Origin of the sequence: Shinella fusca (assembly GCF_014203155.1) — a bacterium.
Lineage (GTDB): Bacteria > Pseudomonadota > Alphaproteobacteria > Rhizobiales > Rhizobiaceae > Shinella > Shinella fusca.
In genome coordinates this window covers 1-23184 of sequence record NZ_JACHIK010000012.1, presented here as the reverse complement: position 1 = coordinate 23184, position 23184 = coordinate 1, and the positions used below count along the sequence as shown (strand labels likewise).

Sequence of the window (23184 nt, the reverse complement as noted above, 5' to 3'; positions counted from 1 at the left end):
AAGCTGGCAGGGCAGGCCCTAGCGGCGGCCGCCGAAAGGCTTCAGCGTCATGTGGCGGTTGACGTCCTTGTAGAGCAGGTAGCGGAACGGCTCCGGGCCGCCGGCATAGCAGGCCTGCGGGCAGAAGGCGCGCAGCCACATGAAGTCGCCGGCCTCCACTTCCACCCAGTCCTGGTTGAGGCGGTAGACGGCCTTGCCCTGCAGCACATAGAGGCCGTGCTCCATGACGTGGGTTTCCGCGAAGGGGATGACCGCGCCGGGCAGGAGCGTGACGATGGTCACATGCATGTCGTGGCGCAGGTCGTTGGGGTCGACGAAGCGCGTCGTCGCCCATCGGCCTTCCGTGCCGGGCATGACCGAAGGAGTGATGTCCTTCTCGTTGAGGATCAGCGGCTCGGGATGCGGCAGGCCGTCGACGGCCTCGTAGGCCTTGCGGATCCAGTGGAAGCGGGCATGGGCGCCGGAGCGGTTGTGCAGCGACCATTTCAGGCCCGGCGGCAGGAAGGCGTAGCCGCCCGGCTGGAGCGTGTGCTTGCCGGCCGGCAGCGTCAGTTCAACCTCGCCGTCGACGACGAAGAGCACGCCTTCGGCCTCCGGGTCCTGTTCCGGCCGGTCGCTGCCGCCACCCGGCGCCACTTCCATGACGTATTGCGAGAAGGTCTCGGCGAAGCCGGAGAGCGGGCGGGCGATGACCCAGCAGCGCGTGTCGTTCCAGAAGGGCAGGAAGGAGGTGACGATGTCCTGCATCACGCCCTTGGGAATGACCGCATAGGCCTCCGTGAAGACGGCGCGGCCGGTCAGGAGGTCGCTCTGCGGGGGATGGCCGCCGAGGGAGGAATAGTAGCTTCTTTGCATCGTTCTCAGGCCCTTTGTCTTTGAGTGTTTCCGTCTTCCCGGCGGATTGTCCTCCGCCTCGTCTTTTCCCGCTACTTCGCGCCCGCTTTTTCGAGCAGGGCGGCGATATCGCGGTAGCCGCGGCTGCGGGCGTGCCGGAGCGGCGCCACGCCGTCATGGTCGGCAAGGTCGACATCGGCGCCGGCCGAAATCAGCCGCTCGACGATCCGCACATGCCGTGGCCCGCCGTCGCCGAGGAGGACCGCCTCCAGCAGCGCCGTCCAGCCGAGCCGGTTGACGTGGTCGACGTCGACGCCGGCGGCGATCAGCGTTTCGACCGTCTCGACATGGCCGCGCTCGGCGGCGGGGATGAGGGCGGTGCCGCCGTAGCGGTTGGTGCTCGCAAGGTCTGCGCCGTGCGCGAGCGTCAGCTTGAGGATGTCCAGATGGCCGCGCGCGCCGGCGTATAGATACGGGCTGTCGCTGATGCCGTCCCTGGCGTTGACGTCGGCGCCCGCCGCGATCAGCGCGCGGGCGGCCTCCAGCCTGTTGCCGTGCGTTGCGACGAGAAGCGCGGTCGCGCCGGTTCCGTCCCGCGCGTCGATCTCGGCGCCTTCGGCGATGAGGGTCTTTATGGCGGCGACGTCGTCGGCTGCGGCAGCCTTGTGCAGGGCGAGGGGCATGGTGTTTTCGGCGGCAAGAAGGGGCGGGCAGAAGGCCGTAAGGAGGAGCCAGGCTGAAAACGAAGCGAGTTTTAGCATGCGCCGTCCCGTTGATTGTGGTGGCACGTTATCAGCCGCCTGCGGCATTAGAAAATTAAATGTGCAAATCCATACCATGCAGGAAATGGATCGAAGCCACAGAACGGAAAAACCCGGAGCGGCAAGCCGCCCCGGGTTTTCCACCCTGCCCCGAAAGGGGGAATTTCAGAGGCCGGCCGCGGCGATTGCCGCATCCATGCGCTCGCGTGCCTTCTTCGGCAGCTTGGCGGTCTTGACGGCGTCGAGGTTGGCCGGCGCATCGCCGACGATCACGAGGCCGACCATGCCCATGCCGGCATGCGGTGTGCACTTGACGCCATAGGCGCCGGCCTTGTCGAAGGTGACCTTGTAGGTCTCGTTCATCTTGCTCTTGAAGGCTTCCGCGCCGTCGGGGATCATGTCCTTGATCGTCTCGACATTATGACCCTTGTCGGTGGGAATGAAGGTCACCGTGTCGCCGGGGGCCACCTTCACGAAGGGCGGCTCGAACACCATGGCGCCCTCGGCGCCCTTGTTCAGCATGTGCACTTCGAAATCGGCTGCCGCTGCCGGAAGGGCCAGTGCCAGGAAGGCTGCCGCGCCGACGATGCTCTTTACTATGCTACGCATGGGGTATTCTCCTTGCTCACGAACGCCACTCGTTCATGACCAAGGAGGTAGACCCGCAGCCCTTCCCGTTCTTTGACTTTAATCAAATAAGGAGGGTACCCGTGCGTGGCGTCCTGTCGCAGGCATCGCTTCACACGACGGCGACGGTGATGCCGCCGAGCCCGTCGATATGCGCGTGCATCACGTCGCCCCGCTCGACCGCGCCGACGCCCGCCGGCGTGCCGGAGAAGATGAGGTCGCCGGGTGCCAGCGTGAAGAGGCGGGAGAGATAGGCGATCATCTCCGGCACCTTCCAGATCATCTGGTCGAGATTGCCGTCCTGCCGGCGCTGGCCGTTGACGTCGAGGCGGATCGCGCCGTTGTTCGGATGGCCGATGCCGGCGACGGGATGGATGGGGCCGCAGGGTGCCGACCGCTCGAAGGCCTTGGCGATCTCCCACGGCCGGCCGAGCTTCTTGGCCTCGGCCTGCAGGTCGCGGCGCGTCATGTCGAGGCCGACGGCATAGCCGTAGACGCAGTCCAGCGCGCGCTCGACGGGAATGTCGCTGCCGCCTTCGCGGAGCGCCACGACGAGCTCGACCTCGTAATGCACGTCCCTGCTTGCCGGCGGATAGGGGAAGCCCTCCTCCGGCCGCACCAGTGTGTCCGGGTTCTTATGGAAGAAGAAGGGCGGCTCCTTGTCCGGATCGTGCCCCATCTCGATGGCATGGTCGGCGAAGTTGCGGCCGACGCAGTAGATACGGTGCACCGGGAAGAGCGCGTCGCTCCCCTCGACGGCAAGGGTGGGAACGGGCGCGGGGGCGAGGACGTAGCGGCGGTCGGTATTGTCATGCGTCATGGGGCTGCACTTCCGTTGGCTGGATTTCGGCGGGAGGCTAGCATGCCGGCGGGCGGCAGGCGATCCGTTCTTCCGCTCCCTGCCGCCTTTCGATTGCGCGGGCGGCGAAAATCGCGGATAGAAACAGGATGACGAACGACGCCCCGCAGGACACGACCTCTCCCGAAAAGACGAAGGACAGCCCGCCGCGCGAACGCCGGCGCTCGCTGGCGATCGGCCTTTTGAAGGCGCGCGAGGCGGTGATGAGCCATTTCCGGCCGATCCTTGCCGACCACGACGTGACCGAGCAGCAATGGCGCGTGCTGCGCGTGCTGTCGGAGGCGGGCATGCTCGACGCCTCGGAAGTGGCGGAAAAGGCGTTCATCCTCGCGCCGAGCCTGACGCGCATGCTGCGCTCGCTGGAGGAACGCGGCCTCATCACGCGGCACAAGGACAAGGACGACGGGCGGCGGGTGCTGCTGGCGCTTGCGCCGGCCGGCCAGAGGGTGATCCAGGAGGTCATGCCCGATTCCCGCCGGGTCTATGCGGATATCGATGCGCGCTTCGGCGCGGGCCGTGTCGAAGACCTGCTCGACATGCTGGAGGAGCTCGCCGCCCTCAAGCTGGAAGGCAAGGGCGGCGGCGAGGAATAGGTCAGTAGACCCTGGCGGTGCCCGGCGCCGTCGCCGGCTCGGCCGCCTTGAAATCCGAGAGCAGCTTCGTCGTCGCGTTGGCGAGCAACGTCACGTCGTTGCCGATGGCGACGAAGGTGGCGCCGAGCTCCAGATAGCGTTTCGCAAGGCCGAGATCGCCGGTGAGGATGCCCGCCGCCTTGCCGTGCGCCTGGATTTTCCGAAGCGCCTTCTCGACTTCCGCCTGCACCTCCGGCGCGCCGGGCTTGCCGAGGAAACCCATGTCGGCGGCAAGGTCGGCCGGGCCGATGAAGACGCCGTCGACGCCTTCCGTGCCGGCGATGTCGTCGAGCGCGGCAAGCCCGGCGCGGCTTTCCACCTGCAGGAGCAGGCAGATTTCGTCATTGGCCGTCTGGAGATAGTCCGCCGTGCGGTTGAAGGCCGAGGCCCTTGCGAGCGCCGCGCCGACGCCGCGCACGCCATGCGGCGGATAGCGCACGGCCTTCACCATCGCGTCCGCCATCGCCTTGCTGTCGACCATGGGGACCAGCAGCGTCTGCGCGCCGATGTCGAGGAGCTGCTTGACGATCCACGTCTCGCCGATGGGCGGGCGGATGACGGCGTGGCTGGCCGAGCCCTTCATCGCCTGGAGCTGGGAGACGAGCAGCGGCACGTCGTTCGGCGCGTGCTCGGCGTCGAGCAGCAGCCAGTCGTAGCCCGCCTCGGCGCAGATCTCGACCGTGTAGGGACTGGCGAGCGCCTGCCAGAGGCCGATCTGCGCACGGCCGTCCTTCAGCGCCTGCTTGAAGCGGTTTTTCGGGGCGGGCATGGGACCTCCTATGCGAAGAACAGGCTGACGGAGCCGTAAGGCCCGAAGTCGGCGACGATGGTATCGCCGTGGCGAGCCTCGACGGGGCGGATGAACGAGCCGGCGAGCACGATCTGCCCCGCCTCGATGCCGTCGCCATATTGTGCGAGACGGTTGGCGAGCCAAGCGACGCCGCGGGCCGGCTGGTTGAGCACGCCGGCGCCGAGGCCGGTTTCCTCCACCTCGGCGTTGCGGCTGACGATGGCGCCCATCCAGCGCATGTCGATCTCGTCGGGCCTGACGGCGCGCCCTCCCGTGACGATGCCGGCATTGGCGGCATTGTCGGAGATCGTGTCGAAGATGGTGCGCGCCTTCTTCGTCTCCGGGTCGACGCGCAGGATGCGCGTGTCGAGGATTTCCAGCGCCGGGGTGACGTAGTCCGTGGCGTTCAGGACGTCGAAGACGGTGACGCCGGGCCCCTTGAGCGGGGCCTTCATGACGAAGGCGATCTCCGCCTCGACGCGCGGCTGGATGAAGCGGCCGGCCGGAACCGTCGCGCCGTCCTCGAAGACCATGTCGTCGAAGAGCACGCCGGAATCGGGAATGTCGATGTTCAGCGCATATTGCATGGCCTTGGAGGTGAGGCCGATCTTCCAGCCGATCACGCGGCGGCCGTCGGCGATCTTCTTTTTCACCCAGGCGCCCTGGATCGCATAGGCGTCGTCCATGGTAATGGCCGGGTGCTTGAGCGAGAGGAGGCCGGTCTGGATGCGGGTGCGCTCGGCCTCGTCGAGGCTCTGGGCGGCGGCGCGGATGTCGTCTGGCGTCATCATGGTCGGAAAACCTCGTCGGCGATGGTGTTGCGGAGAAGGCCGATGCCCTCGGCCTCGATCTCCACCACGTCGCCCGGCTTTAGCCAGACCGGCGGGTCGAAGCGCGCGCCCGCCCCCGTCGGCGTGCCGCAGACGATGACGTCGCCCGGCACCAGCGTCGTGAAGGTGGAGATGTAATTGACGATCCTGCGGAAGGAGAAGATCATGCGGCCCGTGCGGTCGCTCTGGCGCACCTCGCCGTTGACGCGGGTTTCGAGCGCGATGTCGGCGATCTGGCCTTCATCGGTGAAGGGCACCAGCCAGGGGCCGATGGAGCCCGTCGCGTCGAAGTTCTTGCCCTGCGTGACGTTGAACTTGGCATGGCGCACCCAGTCGCGGATGGTGCCTTCGTTGCAAAGGGTGAGCGCTGCGATGTGATCGAGCGCATCGGCCTCCGCTATGCGGCGGCCGCCCTTGCCGATGACGATGGCGATCTCGCCCTCGTAGTCGAGCTGCGGGCTTTCCGGCGGGCGGACCAGCGGCCGGCCGTGGCCGGTGAAGGAGCGCGGGAAGCGGATGAAGAGCGACGGATTGGCGGGCGCGGCCTGCCCGTCCTTGTACTCCTCGTTGCGGTCCGGGAAGTTGACGCCGACGCAGATGATCTTCTCCGGCGCGGGGACCGGGATCTCGTAGGTGATATCCTCGAGCGCATGGTCTGCCGGAAGCGCTGCGGCCTCTTCCGCCAGCGTCACGAGCGCCCCCGCCTCGATCACCTCGCGCAGGCTCGGCCAGCGCGCGCCGTAGCGGGCGGAAAGGTCGACGATGCCGTCCCGGACGAGGCCGTATTTCAGGATACCCTGATGGGAAAAGCCGGCGAGGCGGGGCCGTTCGGCCATGGCGGTCTCCTTAAGTCGGTCTGCGGGCGATCTCGGTGATCGCCGTGAAGGCGGTGTCGGCGTCGTCGCGCGTCATCTCGAACTGGCCGGCCTGGAAGCGGATGGCGATGCGCCCGTCGACGCGGGTTTGCGTGAGATAGATGCGGCCGTCGTCGTTGATGGCGTTGACGAGGGCGATGTTGTGCGCGTCGGCATCCTCGCCGCTCTTGTGGCGGAAGGAGAAGAGCGAGAGCACCGGCGCGCTGACGATCTCGAAGTCCGGTTCGGCGGCAAGCCGCCCGGCGAGTTCCTCCGACCATTTCACATGGTTGCGGATCATCGCGCGCAAGCCCTCGAGGCCGTGGTAGCGCATCAGGAACCAGAGCTTCAGTGCGCGGAAGCGCCGGCCGAGCGGCACGGACCATTCGGAATAGTTGACGATGCCGTCATGGCCGTGGGTCTTCAGGTATTCCGGCTGGATGGCCAGCGTACGTACCTGGTCCTCGGGGTTCCTGATGAACTGCACCGAGCAGTCGAAATTCGCCCCCAGCCATTTGTGCGGGTTGAAGACGATGGAATCGGCCGCCTCGATGCCGTCCCAGAGCGTGCGGAATTCCGGGCAGATCATCGCCGAACCGGCCCATGCCGCGTCCACATGCAGGTAAAGCCCATGCGCCTTCGCGACTTCGGCGACCGCGCGGATCGGGTCGCAGGCGCCGATCGAAGTGCCGCCGGTGCAGGCGATGACCCCGGCCGGGATGTAGCCGGCCGCAAGGTCCGCCTTGATCGCGGCGTCGAGCGCCTCCGGGTCCATGCCGTTGAGGGGGCCCTTCGTCGGGATGCGCACGAGGTTCGCCTCGCCGATGCCGGCGATCCAGATCGCCCGGTCGATGGAGGTGTGGACCTGTTTCGAGGCATAGACGCGCACGACCTTGTGCGCCGCCAGCCCCTCGCTGTTGCCCTTCCAGGAAAGCGCCTTTTCGCGCATCACCAGTACGGCGGCGAGCGTCGCGGTGGAGGCCGAATCCTGGATGACGCCGGCAAAGCCCTCCGGCAGGTCGAGCGCCCGGCGCAGCCAGTCGACGGTGCGGGTTTCCAGTTCCGTCGCCGCCGGCGAGGTCTGCCAGAGCATGCACTGGGCGGCGACGGCGGTGACGAGGTAGTCCGCGATCACCGAGACCGGCGCGGCATTGGCCGGGAAATAGGCGAAGAAGCGCGGATGCTGCCAATGGGTGAGCCCATCGGGAACGATGCGCTCGAAATCGGCGAAGATCGCCTCCATGGCCTCGCCCGCTTCCGGGGCGGCGTCGGCGATCTGCCGGGCGATGTCGCCCGGCTTCGTCCGGGCGCGCACCGGCCGCTCGCGCAGGCCCGCCCGGTAGTCGGCGCCCCAGTCGGCGGCGGTTTGCGACCACTTGCGGAATTCTTCGCTGTCCATGTCTTGCTCCCTTCAGGCATTGCCCTGTTCTCGGCGCTCGGCCGGGGATTTGCAATGCGTTTCAGGGCGCGATGATCGGCTGGGCCTTGAGCTGCGAATCCGAGACCGCCGTGCCGGCGAATAGGCTGCCGTGCTCGAACCAGGATTTCGGCGCCGGCGCGCCCCAGAGCGTCTGGCGCTGTGGGTCCTTGAGGTCCCACTTGATGGGTTCGAGGTCCGGGTCCACCGTCTGGTAGTCCGAGCAGTAGATCTCGATGCGGTGGCCGTCCGGATCGAGGATATAGAGGAAGAAGGCGTTGGAGATGCCGTGGCGGCCGGGGCCGCGCTCGATGTTGGAGACCCAGCCGGTCGTCGCCATCAGGTCGAGCAGGTCGATGATGTTGAGCGGCGTCGGCACCCAGAAGGCGGTGTGGTGGAGGCGCGGGCCGCGGCCGTTGGTGAAGGCGATGTCGTGCACGCCGCCCTTGCGGTGCGTCCAGGCGGCCCAGAGCCTGCCGCTCTCCTCGTCCTGCGTGTACTCCGTCACGCGGAAGCCGAGCTCGTTGTAGAAGGCGACGGAGGCGTCGACATCCGGCGAGAAGCAGTTGAAATGATCGATGCGCAGCGGCTTGACGCCGCGATAGAGCGCATATTTCTGGTGGATCGGCGGTAGGCGGTCCATCTTCGTGTAGAATTCAAGCGGAATGCCCATCGGGTCGCGCGTGCGGAAGGTGCGGCCCTGATAGGGGCGCTCGACCCATTCCACCGGCAGGTCCTTGCCCTTGAAGAAATGCGCGGCCTTGTCGAGGTCGCCGTCGTCGAAGACCTTGAAGCCGAGGTCGCGCGCTTCCGGCCTGTCGCATTTCCGGAGCACGATGCAATGGTGGCCGCGCTCTTCCATGGCGCGCAGATAGATCGTGTCGGCCGTCTCGTCCGTCACCTGCAGACCGAGCGTGTCGACATAGAAGGCGCGGGATTTCGCAAGGTCGGTGACGCCGAATTCGACATGGCTGAGCCGCACGATGTTGAACGGCGGGTAGAGATTGGGCTGGGGTACGGGCATGGGGTCCTCCTCAAGCCCGCCTCGGCGGGCGAGTGCGGGCGCAGTCTGTGGGCGGCGGCGATCGGCCGCCGAGTTTCGGGCCGGCGGCTTCAGCCGCCAAGCTTTGGAATCGCGTGGGCGCTCGTGGCGAAGGCGATGTTCTTCGTCTCCATGTAGAAGTCGAAGGACCAGTCACCGCCGTCGCGGCCGATGCCGGAATTCTTGACGCCGCCGAAGGGCGTCGGCAGGTGGCGCACGTTCTCCGAGTTCACCCAGATCATGCCCGCGTCGAGATGATCGGTGAAGCGGAAGGCGCGCGTGACGTCGGCGGTCCACAGATAGCCGGTGAGGCCGTACTGGACGTCGTTGGCAAGCGCCAGCGCCTCCGCCTCGTCCCTGAAGGGAATGGCCGTCAAGACGGGGCCGAAGATCTCTTCCTGCGCGATGCGCATGGTGTTGGTCGCGCCGGTGAAGAGGGTCGGGTGAACATAGCAGCCGCCGCCGGGACCTGCGAATTTCCCGCCGCCCGCCGCGACCGTCGCGCCCTCCTTGCGGCCGATCTCGATATAGTCGAGCACCTTCTTCTCATGCACCGGATGGATCAGCGGGCCGACGACGGTTTCCGGATCGAGCGGATGGCCGACCTTGATGCGGCTTGCCTTTTCAGCGACGAGGGCGGTGAATTTCCCGTAGATGCTCTCTTCCACCAGGAGGCGCGATGAGGACGTGCAGCGCTCGCCGTTCAGCGAATAGATCATGAAGACGGCGGCGTCCGCCGCCCGCTCGAGGTCCGCATCGGCGAAGACGACGACGGGGTTCTTGCCGCCGAGCTCGAAATGCACGCGCTTCAGCGTGTCGGCGCCCTGCTTCATGATCATCGAGCCGGTGCGGCTTTCGCCGACGAAGCCGATGGCCTTGATCAGCGGATGCTCGGTGAGCGCCTTGCCGGCGTCCTCGCCGAAACCGTTGACGAGGTTCCACACGCCCTTCGGCAGGCCCGCCTCCTCGGCGATCTCGATGAGCAGGCGCGCCGTCAGCGGCGAGAATTCGGCCGGCTTGTGGACGATGGTGCAGCCGGCGGCGAGCGCCGGGGCGATCTTCCACGTCGAGAGCATGAAGGGCGTGTTCCAGGGCGTGATGATGCCGACCGGGCCGATCGGCACGCGGGTCGTCATGTTGACCTGGGTTTCGGTGCGCAGCGTCCTGCCGTCGCGGGCCTCCGGCGCACGGTCGGCGAAGAAGCGGAAGTTCTCCGCCCCGCGCAGCGCGGCCTTCGCCATGAAGCGCAGCGACTGCCCCGTATCCATGCATTCGACGAAGGCGATCTCCTCCGCCCGCGCCACGATGGCATCGGCGATCTTGTGCAGCAGCTTCTTGCGGGCGGCGCCGGGCATGGCGGCCCAGTCGGCGAAGGCGGCCTTCGCGGCCTTCGCCGCGCGGTCGATATCGGCGGCGGTGCCTTTCGCGACGGTCGCGAGCGGCTTCAGGTCGACGGGAGAGATGGTCTCGAAGGTCGCGCCGTCCGCCGCCGCGGCGTCCTCGCCGGCGATGCGGTTCAAGACGCCCTTCTCCTTGAAGCGGGCAAGATAGGCCTCCGCCCTGGCGATGTTTTCCTGAAGTTTCGACATGGTGTTTCCTTACTTGCCGCGCAGGCGCGGATGGATGGCGTTCTTCTTCCAGCTCAGTTCCGCGTCGATCTCGCGGATTTCGAGCGAGAGCGCGAAGTGCGGCGTTTCGAAGAGAGGGGCGAGCAGCCTTCCGGCCGTGGCAAAGAGCGCCTCGCCGGCGCGCTTTTTCTCCTCCGCGCTCCGGCCCTTGCCGATGCGCAGGTTGAGGTCGATGAAGGCGTTTTCCGGCAGGCGGTCGGCAATCGCGTAGTGGTCGGCACGAAGTGCCCGCACCCGCACGGCGCCGACCTCGAAGAGGCCGGTTTCCAGCACCGTTTCCAGCAGCGCGGCACAGAGCGCGTCAAGATCGGTGCGGCCTTCCAGATTGGCCGAATATTCGACGGTGAGATGCGGCATGGTTCCTCCCGGCACGCAATTCTTTATTTAACATGTTAAATAGAAAGGCGCTTGTCAAGAGGCTCCTGCGGCCTTGTCCTATCCGCCGAAACTGCCTGCCTGCGTCGGCACATGCACGTAGTTGCGGTCGAAATAGAGGAGCGCGTGGCCATCACGCCGGCAGCGGATGTCCATCACCTCGCCGATGAGGATATTGTGGGTACCCACCAGCCGGGCTTCCGTCAGCCGGCAGTCGAAGGAGACGATGGCATCGGCAAGCGCCTGGTTGCCGGAGGCAAGGTCCAGCCATTCGGCTTCGCCGTAGCGCGCCTCCATGTCGGCCTCGCGGCCCGCGAAGGAGGCGGCGAGGCCCTTGTGCTCCTGCGTCAGCACGTTGACGCAGAAGCGGCCGTTCTCGATGAAGAGGCCCGTCTGGGCCGAGCGGCTGTTCATGCAGACGAGCAGCGTCGGCGGCTCGTCGGTCACCGAGCACATGGCGGTCGCGGTGAAGCCGCCGCGCCCGGCCGCGCCCTTGGTGGTGATCACGTTGACCGGTGCGCAGACCCGCGCCATCGCGTTGCGGAATTCGGTCCGGGAGACGTTGCTGTCCATCGTGCGGCCTTCATTCGGCCGCATCGCGCAGGGCATCGTCGCCGAGCGGCGGCAGCCAGGTGTCGCCCGTCCAGCCGGTCTCGTCGTAATCGGCCATGCACTGGTCGACGAGGGCTTCCATCTCCTTCAGCCGCCCGCCGCGCTCGGCGCCCTTCAGCACCTGAAGGCGCACCTCCTCCGGCGCGCCGGCATAGTTGAGCTCGTAAAGCGCGTGACGGCCGCCGAATTCCGTGCCGGTCGCATCCCACAGCAGCTTCATGATCTTGATGCGCTCGATATGGCCCATGTCGTTCGAGCCGCGGACATATTGCGCGAGGTAGCGGTCGATCTCGGGATTGGCGAAGTCCTTCGCCGAGGAAGGCAGATAGATGAGGCCCGAGGCCACCGTGCGGCGCACGATGTCGATGACCTTCGGATAGGCCTCCGACATGAAGGTGCGGTAGCAGAGCGCGGCTTCGAGGTTCGGCAGCACCGCGCCGTTCGCCCAGGGGATCGGGTTGTAGGCCATGGCGTTGGAGAAGGCCCAGAACTGGTGGCGGATGGCGATCACCTCGCCGAGCATCGCCTGGTTGCCGCGGAAGGCGTCGCCCCCGGTGGCGCGCAGGGCTTTCGCGAGGAGGCCGGCGAGGAAGTCCATCTTCACCGCAAGGCGCGTGCAGCCCTGGAAGCAATAGCCGTGCATGAAGCCGGAGGCCGGGTGGAAGGAGAGGATCTTCGCCGCATCGCGCAGCACCAGCACGTCCTCCCAGGGGATGAAGACATTGTCGAGCACGAGGATCGCGTCGTTCTCGTCGAAGCGCGAGGAGAGCGGGTAGTCGAAGGGATGGCCCGCGGCATTGGCCGTCTGCTCGTAGGAGACGCGGCAGAACATTTTTACGCCCGGCGCATTCATCGGCAGGATGAACATGACGGAGAGCGACGGGTCCTCGGTGACGGTCGCCGAGCTCTGGGCGAGGAAGTTGTAATGCGTCAGCGCCGAGGAGGTGGCGACGACCTTGGCGCCGGAGACAAAAATGCCGGCGTCGGTTTCCTTCGTGATGTGGACGAAGACGTCCTTTACCGCATCGGCCGGCTTGTGGCGGTCGATCGGCGGGTTGACGATGGCGTGGTTCATGAAGAGCACGCTTTCCTGCGCGCGCCTGTGCCAGGAAAGCGCATTGTCCTTAAAGGGGCCATACCAGTCGGCATTCGCCCCGAGCGTGTTCATGAGGGCGGCCTTGTAATCCGCCGTGCGGCCCATCCAGCCATAGGACATGCGCGCCCAGTCGGCGATGGCGCCCTGCTGGCCGACAAGATCGGCGGCGGAATGGGCGACGCGGAAATATTTGTGCGTGTAGCCGCCGGAGCCGGTGTCGGTCGGCGATGTAAGCATTTCCTTACGCTTCGGATCGTGCAGCGCATCGTACATGCGGGCGATGGAGCGGGCCGAATTGCGCATGGAGGGGTGGCTGGTGACGTCGGCGATGCGCTCGCCGTTGATATAGACTTCCCGCCCGTCGCGAAGGCTCGCGAGATATTCGGCGCCGGTGAACGGCCGGGTCTTGTCGCTGCGATGGTCTTCCGCACGCATGCTGCATCCTCCTCAGAATTCTGACGAATGCTAAGTCGGCGATGCTGCGGCCGCCATGGACAAACGGGGCAATTCGCTGGTACTTTTTCCGGCATGATTGCCCGCGCCGACGTTCCCGCCTTCTTCGTCTACGGCGAGCCGAGCCGCGCGCTCGACGTCGGCTTCCTGCATGTCGAGACGGTGATGGAGCGCAGGAGCGTGCATTTCGGCCGTGTCGCGCCGCACAAGCATCCGCTGATGGGCCAGATCACCTACTGGTTCAAGGGCGAGGGGCGCTATCAGGTCGAAGACCGCACTTGGAATTTTTCCGCTCCCGCCGTCAGCTTCGTGCCGAGCAACGTCGTGCATGGCTTCGATGTCGGCGAGCAATCGGACGCCATCGTCGTCTCGGTCTCCGACGATCTCCTGCGGGCCATGGCGCCGCAGGTGGACCTTGCGCTCGACGTGCCGGCGATGCTCTGCGGCGCCGCGGATGCGCCGGGCTGGGCGCGGCTCGGCAGCCTGCTCGACATGGTGATGGAGGAATACCGCGGCGGGGCGGCGGCGAGCGAGCGGCTGCTTGCCGGGCTCGTCGGCGTGGTGCTGTCGCTGATGGCGCGGCTCGGCGGAACGGCCGGCTTCGAGGCGGCGTCTCCCGCCGTCGCGCTCGGGCTGGAGCTGCGCCGGGCCATCGACCGGCACTATCGCGAGGACTGGCCGGTCGGCCGCTATGTCGAGATCCTGGCGACGACGCCGCATCTGCTCGACAAGGCGGCGCGCACGGTGTTCGGCCAGACGGTGAAGGACATGGTTCTGGAGCGGCGCCTGCTGGAGGCCAAGCGCCTCTTGCGCTTCACCATCCGCCCGGTCGAGGATATCGGCCGGGAGACCGGTTTCGAGGACCCCGCCTATTTCTCCCGCTTCTTCCGCAGGCGGACGGGCTCCTCCCCGACGGATTGGCGCCGGCAGCATTCGGAAGCCGCCGGCGCCCTCTGATCAGGCATCCTGCCAGTTAGCGGTCAGTTCCTCGCGGAAGGCGAAGCGGACGAGATGGCGGATGACGACGTCCTTCAACTGTTCCATGTCTTCCGCGCCCGGTGCTTCCAGCAGAATATGGAGCGTGGCGTCCTCCGCCTTGAGCCGGCATTCGCCGACCTTGAAGGAAACATGACCTGCATGCTCGTCGAAGGTGGCGGGAATCTTGTGTGCGAAGTGCTTGCAGAGCTGTTGCAGGTAGCGGCTCGCCTGTTCGGTGCCGATGGCGGTCTCGCTTCTCACCATCAGCTTTTCGCCACGGTCCGGGCGGCAAGGTCGAGCGCTGCGGCGATGGCTTCGGCCGCTTCCTCGCTGACGTCCCCCTGCCGCAGCCGCAGCCGCATGGCGAGCTTCAGGTTCTCCATGGCGCGCACGACGGGGGCGGGTACGCCCTCGCGCCGGCCGGGGCCGCGCCCGCCCGCCCGCGCCATGAGCTCGTCGATGGCGGCGCGGTTGGCGTCGAGGAAGGCCTTGCCTTCCTGCGTGATGCGGTAGCGCTTGCGCCCGCCTTCGGCCGGCTCGATCACGGCATAGCCCATGTCGTCCAGCCAGGAGAGCGTCGGGTAGATGACGCCGGGGCTGGGGCTGTAGCTGCCGCCGAAGCGTTCCTCGACGGTCTTGATCAGTTCATAGCCGTGGCTCGGCGCGTCGGCGATGATGGCCAGTAGCAGGAGGCGCAGTTCGCCGTAGTCGAACAGCCGCCCGCGGTGGCGTCCGCCTCGGCCGTGGCCGTGATGGAAGGGACCCGAACGGTCGTCGGGCGGTGAAAAGTGGCGGTGAGGGCCGCATCCCATTCTGTGTCTCATGGTTCCGATATAAATCTCGATATAACGGAATTCAAGATATATCGAGATTTATATCTTTCAAAAGAGTCCGGAGGCCGCTATCGTCGTATTCACATGAATATAGCGATGGAGACACGCATGGTCCGGCTGAACGAAATCCGCGAGAACGAGGTGGCGGTTACCGCGCCGGAGCCGGCGGATGCGCAGCTAATCTTCATCGGGCGGATTTCGACGCCCTGGACCTCGCGCATGGAAACGCCGCGGCAGGGGCGTCCTGACGGGCCTATCTGTGAGATCGAGATTTTCGAGCCGTGGGTGCAGGCGCTCGCGGGCATCGAGCGTTTCGAGCGGCTGGAGGTGCTTTACTGGCTGCACCAGTCGCGCCGCGACCTCGTGCTGCAAAGCCCGGCCTCGAGCGGCAAGGTGCATGGCACCTTCGCGCTGCGCTCGCCCGTGCGGCCGAACCCGATCGGCACCTCCATCGTGCTTCTGGAGAGGGTGGAGGGCAATCGCCTCTTCGTGCGCGGCCTCGATTGCCTCGACGGCACGCCGCTCCTCGACCTCAAGCCGGACCGCACGCTCTTCAAGCCCATCGCCCCGCCCCAGCCCGGTGATTTCCAGACCGGCGTTTAGGCTCCGCTCAGGGCCGGAACGTGTAGGCGGCGATCGATTCCGGCCTCATCTCGATGGAAAAGCCGGGCCGGACGGGCGGCATATAGGCGGCGTTCTCGATGCGGCAGGGATCGAGGAAGTGCTCGTGCAGGTGGTCGACATATTCGATCACCCGGCCGTCCTTCGTGCCGGAAACGGCGACATAGTCGATCATCGAAAGGTGCTGCACATATTCGCAAAGGCCGACGCCGCCGGCATGGGGCCAGACGGGCAGGCCGTATTTCGCGGCCATCAGCAGCACGGCCAGAACCTCGTTGAGCCCGCCCATGCGGCAGGCGTCGATCTGCACGATATCGATGGCCCCGCCGGCGATCATCTGCTTGAAGACGATGCGGTTCTGGCACATCTCCCCGGTCGCCACCTTCACGGGATGGACGGCCTCGCGGATCGCCCTGTGGCCGGCGATGTCGTCCGGGCTCGTCGGCTCCTCGATGAAGAAGGGCTTGTAGGGCTGCAAGGCCCTCACCCAGTCGATCGCCTGCCCGACCTCCCAGATCTGGTTGGCGTCGATCATCAGCGTGCGCCCGTCGCCGATCACCTCGCGGGCGATGGCAAGGCGGCGCTTGTCGTCCTCGAGGTCGCGGCCGACCTTCATCTTGATATGGGTGAAGCCTTCCTCGACCGCCTCGCGGCAGAGCCGGCGCAGCTTCTCGTCGTCATAGCCGAGCCAGCCGGCCGAGGTCGTGTAGCAGGGATAGCCCTCCTTCTCGAGCGTCGCGATGCGCTCCGCCTTGCCTGCCTCGGCCTTCTTGAGGATGGCGAGCGCCTCTTCCGGCGTCAGCGCGTCGGTGAGGTAGCGGAAGTCGACGATGGAGAGGATTTCTTCCGGGCTCATCTCGGCGACGAGGCGCCAGATAGGTTTGCCGGCCTCCTTGGCGAGGAGGTCCCAGACGGCGTTGACCACGGCGCCCGTCGCAAGGTGCATCGCGCCCTTGTCCGGGCCGATCCAGCGCAACTGGCTGTCGCTCGTCACATGCCGCCAGAAGGCGCCGGGGTTTTTCCTCACCTCGGCAAGGTCGAGGCCGACCACCAGGTGCTTCATCGCCTCGATGGCGGCGCAGCAGATCTCGTTGCCGCGGCCGATGGTGAAGGTGAGGCCGTGGCCCTCCAGCCCCGGCCTGTCCGTGCCGAGCACGACATAGGCGGCCGAATAGTCCGGGTCCGGGTTCATGGCGTCCGAGCCGTCGAGGCTCTGCGAGGTGGGAAAGCGCAGGTCGACCGAGCGCAGGCTGGTGATCGTGGTCATGGGAAGGCCCCTGAAGCAAGGTTCTTGCTCATGAGTGAGCATTTCATTTATATACAAGTGAAAAGCATGCTTTCGTCAAGGGCAAATGCCGCTTCCGGCTTGCCGCCCGGCGGCTTCTGCGCCTATGAATGGCGCCGTTCAAAAGAGGATGGACCGTGGAGGAAGAGAACGAGCGCTACCGCGCCCCGGCGCTGGACAAGGGGCTCGACATCCTCGAGCTCTTGGCGGGCGTCGACGGCGGCCTGACGCAGGCGGAGATCGCCAAGCGCCTCGCCCGCAGCCCGAACGAATTCTACCGCATGCTCGACCGGCTGGTGAAGCGCGGCTACGTCACCCGCATCGACGGCGACCGCTTCACCCTGACGCTGAAGCTCTTCGGCCTCGCTCAGCTCCATGCGCCGGTGCGCAGGCTCGTCTCCTTCGCCGTGCCGGTGATGCGCGAGCTTGCCGAAGCCTGCCGGCAGGCGAACCAGCTCGTGGTCTTCGACCGCGGCAATCCGGTGGTCATCGCCCAGCAAGAGGCACCCGGCTACTGGGGCATCTCCATCCGCGTCGGCTCGCGCATCGGCCTTTTCGATACGGGCTCCGGCCATGTGCTGCTCGCCTTCCGCCCGGAGGTGGAGCGCGCCCGCATGATCGCCGAGCATGCCGGCGAAGGCGGCGCGGACGGGCGCATGACGGCGGAATTTTCCGCGCGGCTCGATCTCATCCGCACCCGCGGCTACGAGATGATGCCGAGCGCGCAGACGGCCGGCGTCATCAACCTTTCCGCCCCCGTGCGCGGGGCGGACGGCACGGCGATCGCGGCGCTGACCGTGCCCTATATCACGCTGATCAACACGCCGGGCGCGCCCGACATCTCCGCTGCCATCCAGCTCGTGACGCAGGCGACCGCGCGCCTTTCGGACATGACCGGCGCGGGCTTCACCGTAGAAGGTGACGCGTAATTCGTATTTGAACGGCTCATTCTTCTGTGCCAGTCTGCCGCCCGAGGAGACCCGCCGCATGATCGTCGACACCCACCTGCATCTCATCTATCGCGACCGGCTGTCCTATCCGTGGCTGGCCGGCACGCCGCCGCTCGACGCCGATTTCACCCACGAGACCTATGCGCGGGAGGCGCGCCGGCTCGGCATCGTCGCGGCGCTGCACATGGAGGTGGACGTCGCGGAAGCGGACATGGCGCGCGAGACGGCGATGGTGGAGGCGCTTTCGAAGGAGGCGGGGAGCCTCCTTGCCGGCGCCATCGCCTCCTGCCGGCCGGAATCGCCGGATTTTCCCGCCTATCTCGAAACGGCCCTTGCCGATCCCTTCGTGCGCGGCTTCCGCCGCGTGCTGCATGTTGTGCCGGACGACGTTTCCGGAGGCGCGCTCTTCCGCGAGAACATCCGGCGGCTTGCGGGCACCGGCCTCAATTTCGATCTCTGCGTGCTGCCGCACCAGATCGAGAAGGCCATTGCGCTTGCCGATCTTTCCCCCGACGTCTCCTTCGTGCTCGACCATTGCGGTGTGCCGGACATCAAGGGCGGCGGCTTCGATGTCTGGAAGGGGCCGCTCGCCGAGATCGCCCGCCGGCCGAACGTGACGGTAAAGCTCTCCGGCATCCCGGCCTATGGCGCGGAGGACTGGACGCTGGAGGACCTCAAGCCCTATTTCGCCCATGTGGCGGAGAGCTTCGGCTTCGGCCGCATGGTCTGGGGCAGCGACTGGCCGGTCTGCACGCTCGGCGGCGGGCTTTCCACCTGGGTTGGCGCGACGCAGGCGCTGCTCTCCGGCGTCAGCCTGGAGGAAAAGCGCCGCGTGCTTTCGGAAAACGCCCGCCGGCTCTGGAAGGTGTGATCAGCGCCAGCGGGCCGTCCGGGCGATCCATTCGCGGGTGCGCGCCTCCGGCTCGGCGCTCCGCGTGATGTCCGTCACCACGGCGGCGCTGTCGGCGCCGTTCCCGAAGACGGCGGAAAGGCGCTCCGGGTTGAGCCCGCCGATGGCGACAAGCGGAAGCGGCGCGATGCGCGCCTTCCACACCTTCAGCCTTTCCACGCCCTGCGGCGCCCATTTCATCTTCTTGAGGATCGTCGGCCAGACGGGGCCGAGGGCGACGTAGTCGGGGCTTGCGGCAAGCGCGGTTGCGAGCTCCGCTTCGTCGTGGGTGGAAAGGCCGAGCTTCATGCCGGCGGCGCGGATGGCGGCGACGTCGGCCGCCGCAAGGTCCTCCTGTCCCAGATGCACGAAGTCGCAGCCCTCTTCGACGGCGATCCGCCAGTAGTCGTTGACGACGAGCTGGCAGCCGTGGGCGGCGCAGGTGGCTTTCGCGCGGCGGATCTCGGCGCGCAGGTGCGCCTCCGGCAGGTCCTTCATGCGAAGCTGCACGAGCTTCACGCCGAGCGGCACGAGGCGGTCGATCCAGCCGGCGCTGTCGACGATGAGATAGAAGGGATCGAGCGTCATGCGAAGACGGCCTTTCCGATGACGGGGGTGGAGGGGACGGCCATGTCGCGCGGCTCGAGCGGCACGGCCTTGTGCGCCAGCCGTCCGGCCTCGATGGCCAGCGCGAAGGCCTCGGCCATCGTGGCGGGATCGCCGGCCCCGGCGACGGCGGTGTTGAGCAGCACGGCATCGTAGCCGAGTTCCATGACGGTATTGGCATGGGACGGGCGGCCGACGCCGGCATCGACGATCAGCGGCACATCCGGGAAATGCGCCCGGAAGGCTTTCAGCGCCGCCGGGTTCACCGGCCCCATGGCCGAGCCGATCGGCGCGCACCAGGGCATCAGCACCTTGCAGCCGGCCTCCAGCAGCTTTTCGGCGACGACGAGGTCGTCGGTCGTATAGGGGAAGACCTGGAACCCCTCGCCGGTCAGGATGCGCGCCGCATCGACGAGGCCGAAGACATCCGGCTGGAGCGTATCGTGATGGCCGATCACCTCCAGCTTGATCCAGTCCGTGCGGAAGACCTCCCGCGCCATCTTCGCCGTCAGCACTGCCTCCCGTACGCTGTGGCAGCCGGCGGTGTTGGGCAGGACCCGCACGCCGAGGTCACCGACGAGGTCGAAGAACGCCCCGCCCGCCTTGCCGCCCGCCGTCTCGCGGCGGAGCGACACGGTAACGATTTCCGCCTTTGCGCGCCGCACCGCCTCGGCAAGGATGGCGGGGGAAGGATAGCGGGCGGTGCCGAGCAGCAGGCGCGATTCCACCCATGTATCGTAGAGCTTCAGCATCTCAGCCTCCCTGCATGGGCGAGAGGATTTCGATGCGGTCGCTTTCGCCGAGCGTGAAGGCGGCGCGGTCCTCGCGGTGGACGAGTTCGCCGTTCACTGCCGTTGCCAGCCATTCGCCCTCGTAGTCGAGGGCCGAGAGGAGGTCGGCGAGCGTAGCGGCGGCGATCTCCTGTTCCTCGCCGTTGACGATCAGGGTCATGAGGCTTTCCTTTCCGGTTGTTCGGCAAGCAGACGCCGCGCGACCTCCCCGGCCATGGCGGGCGCGAGCAGGAAGCCGTGGCGGTAGAGGCCGTTGACATGGAGGGTATGCCCCGCCTCCGTCACGCGCGGCAGGTTGTCGGGAAACGCCGGGCGAATGCCGGCGCCCGTTTCCGTAAGCCGTGCCTCACCGAAGGCAGGATGCAGGGCATAGGCGGCATTCAGCAGCTCCATCAGCGAGCGGGCGGTGACGGGGCCGGCATCGTCGCTCTCGATCATCGTCGCGCCCACCATGAAGCGACCTTTCCCGCGCGGCACGATGTAGATCGGGTGGCGCGGATGCAGGAGGCGCACGGGGCGGGAAAGGGTGATCTCGCCGGTTTCCAATGCCAGCATCTCGCCGCGCACGCCGCGAAGCCCGGGGAGACGGCCGATCTGCGCCGCGCCGGTGCAATCGACGATGCGGTCGTATTCGCCGGTCTCCTCCGCGCCGGCGAAGAGGACGCGCATGCGTGCCTCCTCCAGTCCCGCCGTCAGCGCCGCCAGCGCCTGTCGCGGATCGAGATGGGCTTCGTCGCGGAAGAACAGCGCCCGGCGGAAGCGGCCGGCAAGGTCCGGCTCCAGCGCGGCGATGCCCGCTTCGTCCAGCCATTGCCAGCCGCTCGTGCGGCCGGCGAAGCGGTCGAGCTCGCCGGCATCGCGCCCGCCCGCGACCACCAGCGTTCCCTGCCGCTGCACATGGCCGGGAAGCGCCGCCTCCCACCAGTCGGCGGCGCGGCGGCCGAGCGTGAGGACGGGTTCCTCCGCGCTCTCCCGCTCGCACCACGGCGCCAGCATGCCGCCGGCATAGCCGGAGGCGCCGAGGCCCGCCGCCGCGTTGCACTCGGCGATGGTGACGTCGAAGCCGTGGCGGTAGAGCTGCCAGGCGACCGTCAGGCCGGCGACGCCGGCGCCCTTGACGAGAATGCGCATGGTCATTCCCCCGCAAGCGGCATGTAGAGCTCGCCGCCCTCGCGGAACCTGGCGGCCATCACCTCCAGCCCCTCCTTCTGCGCCTCGGCGCGGATATCGTGCGAGATGCGCATGGAGCAGAATTTCGGCCCGCACATGGAGCAGAAATGCGCGACCTTGTGCGCCTCCTTCGGCAGCGTCTCGTCGTGGAAGGCGCGCGCCGTCTCCGGGTCGAGCGAGAGGTTGAACTGGTCCTCCCAGCGGAACTCGAAGCGGGCGCGCGACAGCGCGTCGTCGCGGATTTTTGCCGCCGGATGGCCCTTGGCGAGATCGGCGGCATGGGCGGCGATCTTGTAGGTGATGACGCCCACCTTCACGTCGTCGCGGTCGGGCAGGCCGAGATGCTCCTTCGGCGTGACGTAGCAGAGCATCGCCGTGCCGAACCAGCCGATCATCGCCGCGCCGATGCCGGAGGTGATGTGGTCGTAGCCGGGGGCGATGTCCGTCGTCAGCGGCCCGAGCGTGTAGAACGGCGCCTCGCCGCAGGTCGCAAGCTGCTTGTCCATGTTCTCCTTGATCTTGTGCATCGGCACATGGCCGGGGCCTTCGATCATGACCTGGCAATCCTTCGCCCATGCGATCTGCGTCAGTTCGCCCAGCGTTTCGAGTTCGGCGAACTGCGCGGCATCGTTGGCATCGGCGATGGAGCCGGGGCGAAGGCCGTCGCCGAGCGAGAAGGAGACGTCGTAGGCGCGGCAGATGTCGCAGATTTCTTCAAAGTGCTCGTAGAGGAAGCTCTCGCGGTGGTGGTGCAGACACCACTTGGCCATGATCGAGCCGCCGCGCGAGACGATGCCGGTGACGCGGTTCACGGTCAGCGGAATGTAGTGCAGCCGCACGCCGGCATGGATGGTGAAATAGTCGACGCCCTGCTCGGCCTGCTCGATCAGCGTGTCGCGGAAGACCTCCCAGGTGAGGTTCTCGGCGATGCCGTTCACCTTTTCCAGCGCCTGGTAGAGCGGCACGGTGCCGATGGGGACCGGCGAGTTGCGGACGATCCATTCGCGGATATTGTGGATGTTGCGGCCGGTCGAAAGGTCCATGACCGTGTCGGCGCCCCAGCGGATCGCCCAGACCATCTTCTCCACCTCCTCCGCCATGGAGGAGGTGACGGCGGAATTGCCGATATTGGCGTTGATCTTCACCAGGAAATTCCGGCCGATGATCATCGGCTCGGCTTCCGGGTGGTTGACGTTGGCGGGGATGACCGCCCGTCCGCTCGCGACCTCCTGGCGGACGAAGTCCGGCGTCACGAAATCGGGAATGTGCGCGCCGAAACTCTCGCCGTCGCGGGCAAGCGCCTCCTTCGCGGCCTTGCGGCCGAGGTTTTCGCGGATGGCGATGAACTCCATCTCCGGCGTGACGATGCCGGCGCGGGCATAGGCGAGCTGCGTTACGGCCCGGCCGTCCTTCGCGCGGCGCGGGCGGTTGCGGACCGGGAATTCCGGCGTCAGCCGCTCGCCGGTGGCAAAGCCGTTGTCCTCCGGGCGGACATGGCGGCCGTCATAGGCCTCGGTGTCGCCGCGGGCGGCGATCCAGCCTTCGCGAAGGCGCGGCAGGCCGGCATCGATGGCAACGGCATGGGCGGGATCGGTGTAGGGACCGGAGGCGTCGTAGACGGTGACGGGCGGCTCGCCGGAGGTCGGATGCAGGGCGATCTCGCGCATCGGCACGCGGATGTCCGGGTGCAGATCGCCGGGAATGTGGATCTTCCGCGAGGCGGGCAGGGGGCCCGTCGTGACGGTCGGGGTGAGTTTCTGGGCGGCAATGTTCATCGGTGAGGCTCCAAGTTTGCAGTTGGAGACCCAGTCCTAGAGCCGGAATGATGGAAGGACGCCGATGTGCAATCCGGTTCACGGATTGCCCTCACAGCGCTTGCACCGTCCCTACGCCAGTATGAACTGGATCAGGTTCAACGGGTCACTGCGCTGCGGATGCCAGCAGTATCTCAGCCCCTTGTCGGGACCCCCCTGGTGAATGCGGTAAGCAAAAACGCTGCGAGGGGATTTGTCAACGGAGAAAAATAAGTAAGTATGTACTTACATTTTTGCGCCGCATGCCGATGACATGTAGCTGAAACAACAGCCGAATCTCGCCCTGCCTGACACCTTCTCCTTCGTCATCCTCGGGTCAAGCCCGAGCAACTGTGTTTGTGGTGTCAAGTACGCACTGGTTTGTTGTCCCTGATAGCGGCATTGAGCGTGACGAGCAGGCGCCTTGCTATTGCGATGAGGACGAGTTTGGCGGGCTT

General features: G+C 66.8%; 26 protein-coding genes and 1 riboswitch. Of the genes, 5 read left to right on the top strand and 21 right to left on the bottom strand.

Annotated features, from left to right (window positions below):
* Positions 1–18: 18 nt before the first annotated feature.
* The 4 genes from HNQ66_RS16460 to HNQ66_RS16445 form a co-directional block, all read right to left on the bottom strand.
* Positions 19–855 (bottom strand): bifunctional allantoicase/(S)-ureidoglycine aminohydrolase, encoded by an 837-nt coding sequence (locus HNQ66_RS16460; protein WP_184145262.1) that lies wholly within the window; start codon positions 853–855, stop codon positions 19–21.
* A 71-nt stretch (positions 856–926) separates the two neighbouring features.
* The gene (locus tag HNQ66_RS16455) at positions 927–1595 is read right to left on the bottom strand and encodes an ankyrin repeat domain-containing protein (protein ID WP_380780029.1); all 669 of its coding nucleotides are present in this window, start codon (positions 1593–1595) and stop codon (positions 927–929) included.
* Between the two features lie 165 nt (positions 1596–1760).
* Positions 1761–2204: a pseudoazurin gene (locus HNQ66_RS16450; RefSeq protein ID WP_184145261.1), complete on the bottom strand. Its 444-nt coding sequence runs from the start codon at positions 2202–2204 to the stop codon at positions 1761–1763.
* A gap of 130 nt (positions 2205–2334) precedes the next feature.
* Entirely contained in the window at positions 2335–3042 is a 708-nt protein-coding gene (locus HNQ66_RS16445) for a fumarylacetoacetate hydrolase family protein (protein WP_184145260.1), read from the bottom strand.
* Between the two features lie 128 nt (positions 3043–3170).
* Between HNQ66_RS16445 and hpaR the strand changes: the two genes are divergently transcribed.
* Positions 3171–3674 carry a homoprotocatechuate degradation operon regulator HpaR gene (gene hpaR, locus HNQ66_RS16440; protein ID WP_184145259.1) on the top strand — a complete coding sequence of 168 codons (504 nt, stop codon included), beginning with the start codon at positions 3171–3173 and terminating at the stop codon, positions 3672–3674.
* Position 3675: 1 nt separating this feature from the next.
* On the opposite strand, the gene hpaI is transcribed toward hpaR, so the two are convergent.
* The 9 genes from hpaI to HNQ66_RS16395 all read right to left on the bottom strand — a co-directional run bounded on the left by hpaI (position 3676) and on the right by HNQ66_RS16395 (position 12792).
* The gene (hpaI, locus tag HNQ66_RS16435) at positions 3676–4482 is read right to left on the bottom strand and encodes a 4-hydroxy-2-oxoheptanedioate aldolase (protein ID WP_184145258.1); all 807 of its coding nucleotides are present in this window, start codon (positions 4480–4482) and stop codon (positions 3676–3678) included.
* An 8-nt stretch (positions 4483–4490) separates the two neighbouring features.
* Complete coding sequence (hpaH, locus tag HNQ66_RS16430; RefSeq protein ID WP_184145257.1) at positions 4491–5294, bottom strand: 2-oxo-hept-4-ene-1,7-dioate hydratase; 804 nt, start codon at positions 5292–5294, stop codon at positions 4491–4493.
* Positions 5291–6169 (bottom strand): fumarylacetoacetate hydrolase family protein, encoded by an 879-nt coding sequence (locus tag HNQ66_RS16425; protein ID WP_184145256.1) that lies wholly within the window; start codon positions 6167–6169, stop codon positions 5291–5293. Before HNQ66_RS16425 ends, hpaH begins: the two co-directional genes overlap by 4 nt.
* Positions 6170–6179: 10 nt before the next feature.
* Positions 6180–7586, bottom strand: coding sequence for a pyridoxal phosphate-dependent decarboxylase family protein (locus HNQ66_RS16420; RefSeq protein ID WP_184145255.1), 1407 nt, complete (start codon positions 7584–7586; stop codon positions 6180–6182).
* A 61-nt stretch (positions 7587–7647) separates the two neighbouring features.
* Positions 7648–8628 carry a 3,4-dihydroxyphenylacetate 2,3-dioxygenase gene (gene hpaD / locus HNQ66_RS16415; RefSeq protein ID WP_184145254.1) on the bottom strand — a complete coding sequence of 327 codons (981 nt, stop codon included), beginning with the start codon at positions 8626–8628 and terminating at the stop codon, positions 7648–7650.
* An 89-nt stretch (positions 8629–8717) separates the two neighbouring features.
* Entirely contained in the window at positions 8718–10235 is a 1518-nt protein-coding gene (gene hpaE, locus HNQ66_RS16410) for a 5-carboxymethyl-2-hydroxymuconate semialdehyde dehydrogenase (RefSeq protein WP_184145253.1), read from the bottom strand.
* Positions 10236–10244: 9 nt separating this feature from the next.
* On the bottom strand, positions 10245–10631 hold the full coding sequence (locus tag HNQ66_RS16405) for a 5-carboxymethyl-2-hydroxymuconate Delta-isomerase (RefSeq protein ID WP_184145252.1): 387 nt from the start codon (positions 10629–10631) through the stop codon (positions 10245–10247).
* A 78-nt stretch (positions 10632–10709) separates the two neighbouring features.
* Positions 10710–11222: a flavin reductase gene (locus HNQ66_RS16400; protein ID WP_184145251.1), complete on the bottom strand. Its 513-nt coding sequence runs from the start codon at positions 11220–11222 to the stop codon at positions 10710–10712.
* Between the two features lie 10 nt (positions 11223–11232).
* Positions 11233–12792 carry a 4-hydroxyphenylacetate 3-hydroxylase N-terminal domain-containing protein gene (locus tag HNQ66_RS16395; protein WP_184145250.1) on the bottom strand — a complete coding sequence of 520 codons (1560 nt, stop codon included), beginning with the start codon at positions 12790–12792 and terminating at the stop codon, positions 11233–11235.
* A 93-nt stretch (positions 12793–12885) separates the two neighbouring features.
* On the opposite strand from HNQ66_RS16395, the gene HNQ66_RS16390 reads away from it, so the two are divergent.
* Positions 12886–13767, top strand: coding sequence for a helix-turn-helix domain-containing protein (locus tag HNQ66_RS16390; protein ID WP_184145249.1), 882 nt, complete (start codon positions 12886–12888; stop codon positions 13765–13767).
* On the opposite strand, the gene HNQ66_RS16385 is transcribed toward HNQ66_RS16390, so the two are convergent.
* Both HNQ66_RS16385 and HNQ66_RS16380 read right to left on the bottom strand, forming a co-directional pair.
* Entirely contained in the window at positions 13768–14052 is a 285-nt protein-coding gene (locus HNQ66_RS16385) for a DUF2218 domain-containing protein (protein ID WP_184145248.1), read from the bottom strand.
* On the bottom strand, positions 14052–14600 hold the full coding sequence (locus HNQ66_RS16380; protein ID WP_246434331.1) for a PadR family transcriptional regulator: 549 nt from the start codon (positions 14598–14600) through the stop codon (positions 14052–14054). The genes HNQ66_RS16385 and HNQ66_RS16380 overlap by 1 nt, the downstream gene beginning before the upstream one ends.
* A 129-nt stretch (positions 14601–14729) precedes the next feature.
* Between HNQ66_RS16380 and tsaA the strand changes: the two genes are divergently transcribed.
* Complete coding sequence (gene tsaA, locus HNQ66_RS16375; RefSeq protein ID WP_184145246.1) at positions 14730–15224, top strand: tRNA (N6-threonylcarbamoyladenosine(37)-N6)-methyltransferase TrmO; 495 nt, start codon at positions 14730–14732, stop codon at positions 15222–15224.
* Positions 15225–15231: 7 nt separating this feature from the next.
* On the opposite strand, the gene HNQ66_RS16370 is transcribed toward tsaA, so the two are convergent.
* A complete protein-coding gene (locus HNQ66_RS16370) occupies positions 15232–16509 on the bottom strand; it encodes an L-fuconate dehydratase (protein ID WP_184145245.1) in 1278 nt (425 codons plus the stop codon).
* A gap of 155 nt (positions 16510–16664) precedes the next feature.
* On the opposite strand from HNQ66_RS16370, the gene HNQ66_RS16365 reads away from it, so the two are divergent.
* Both HNQ66_RS16365 and HNQ66_RS16360 read left to right on the top strand, forming a co-directional pair.
* A complete protein-coding gene (locus HNQ66_RS16365; protein ID WP_343059530.1) occupies positions 16665–17456 on the top strand; it encodes an IclR family transcriptional regulator in 792 nt (263 codons plus the stop codon).
* A 58-nt stretch (positions 17457–17514) separates the two neighbouring features.
* A complete protein-coding gene (locus HNQ66_RS16360; RefSeq protein ID WP_184145243.1) occupies positions 17515–18348 on the top strand; it encodes an amidohydrolase family protein in 834 nt (277 codons plus the stop codon).
* Here the strand turns inward: HNQ66_RS16360 and HNQ66_RS16355 are convergent, their stop codons facing one another.
* Genes HNQ66_RS16355 through thiC form a run of 5 tightly spaced genes read right to left on the bottom strand, consistent with a single transcriptional unit; the run spans position 18349 to position 22708 of the window.
* Entirely contained in the window at positions 18349–18954 is a 606-nt protein-coding gene (locus tag HNQ66_RS16355) for a thiamine phosphate synthase (RefSeq protein ID WP_184145242.1), read from the bottom strand. It lies immediately after the preceding gene.
* Positions 18951–19724, bottom strand: a complete 774-nt coding sequence (locus HNQ66_RS16350; RefSeq protein WP_184145241.1) for a thiazole synthase — start codon at positions 19722–19724, stop codon at positions 18951–18953. The genes HNQ66_RS16355 and HNQ66_RS16350 overlap by 4 nt, the downstream gene beginning before the upstream one ends.
* Before the next feature lies 1 nt (position 19725).
* Positions 19726–19923, bottom strand: coding sequence for a sulfur carrier protein ThiS (thiS, locus tag HNQ66_RS16345; protein WP_184145240.1), 198 nt, complete (start codon positions 19921–19923; stop codon positions 19726–19728).
* The gene (thiO, locus tag HNQ66_RS16340; RefSeq protein WP_184145239.1) at positions 19920–20894 is read right to left on the bottom strand and encodes a glycine oxidase ThiO; all 975 of its coding nucleotides are present in this window, start codon (positions 20892–20894) and stop codon (positions 19920–19922) included. Before thiO ends, thiS begins: the two co-directional genes overlap by 4 nt.
* Before the next feature lie 2 nt (positions 20895–20896).
* The gene (gene thiC / locus HNQ66_RS16335; RefSeq protein ID WP_184145238.1) at positions 20897–22708 is read right to left on the bottom strand and encodes a phosphomethylpyrimidine synthase ThiC; all 1812 of its coding nucleotides are present in this window, start codon (positions 22706–22708) and stop codon (positions 20897–20899) included.
* Between the two features lie 90 nt (positions 22709–22798).
* Positions 22799–22915, bottom strand: a riboswitch (TPP riboswitch).
* Positions 22916–23184: the final 269 nt, after the last annotated feature.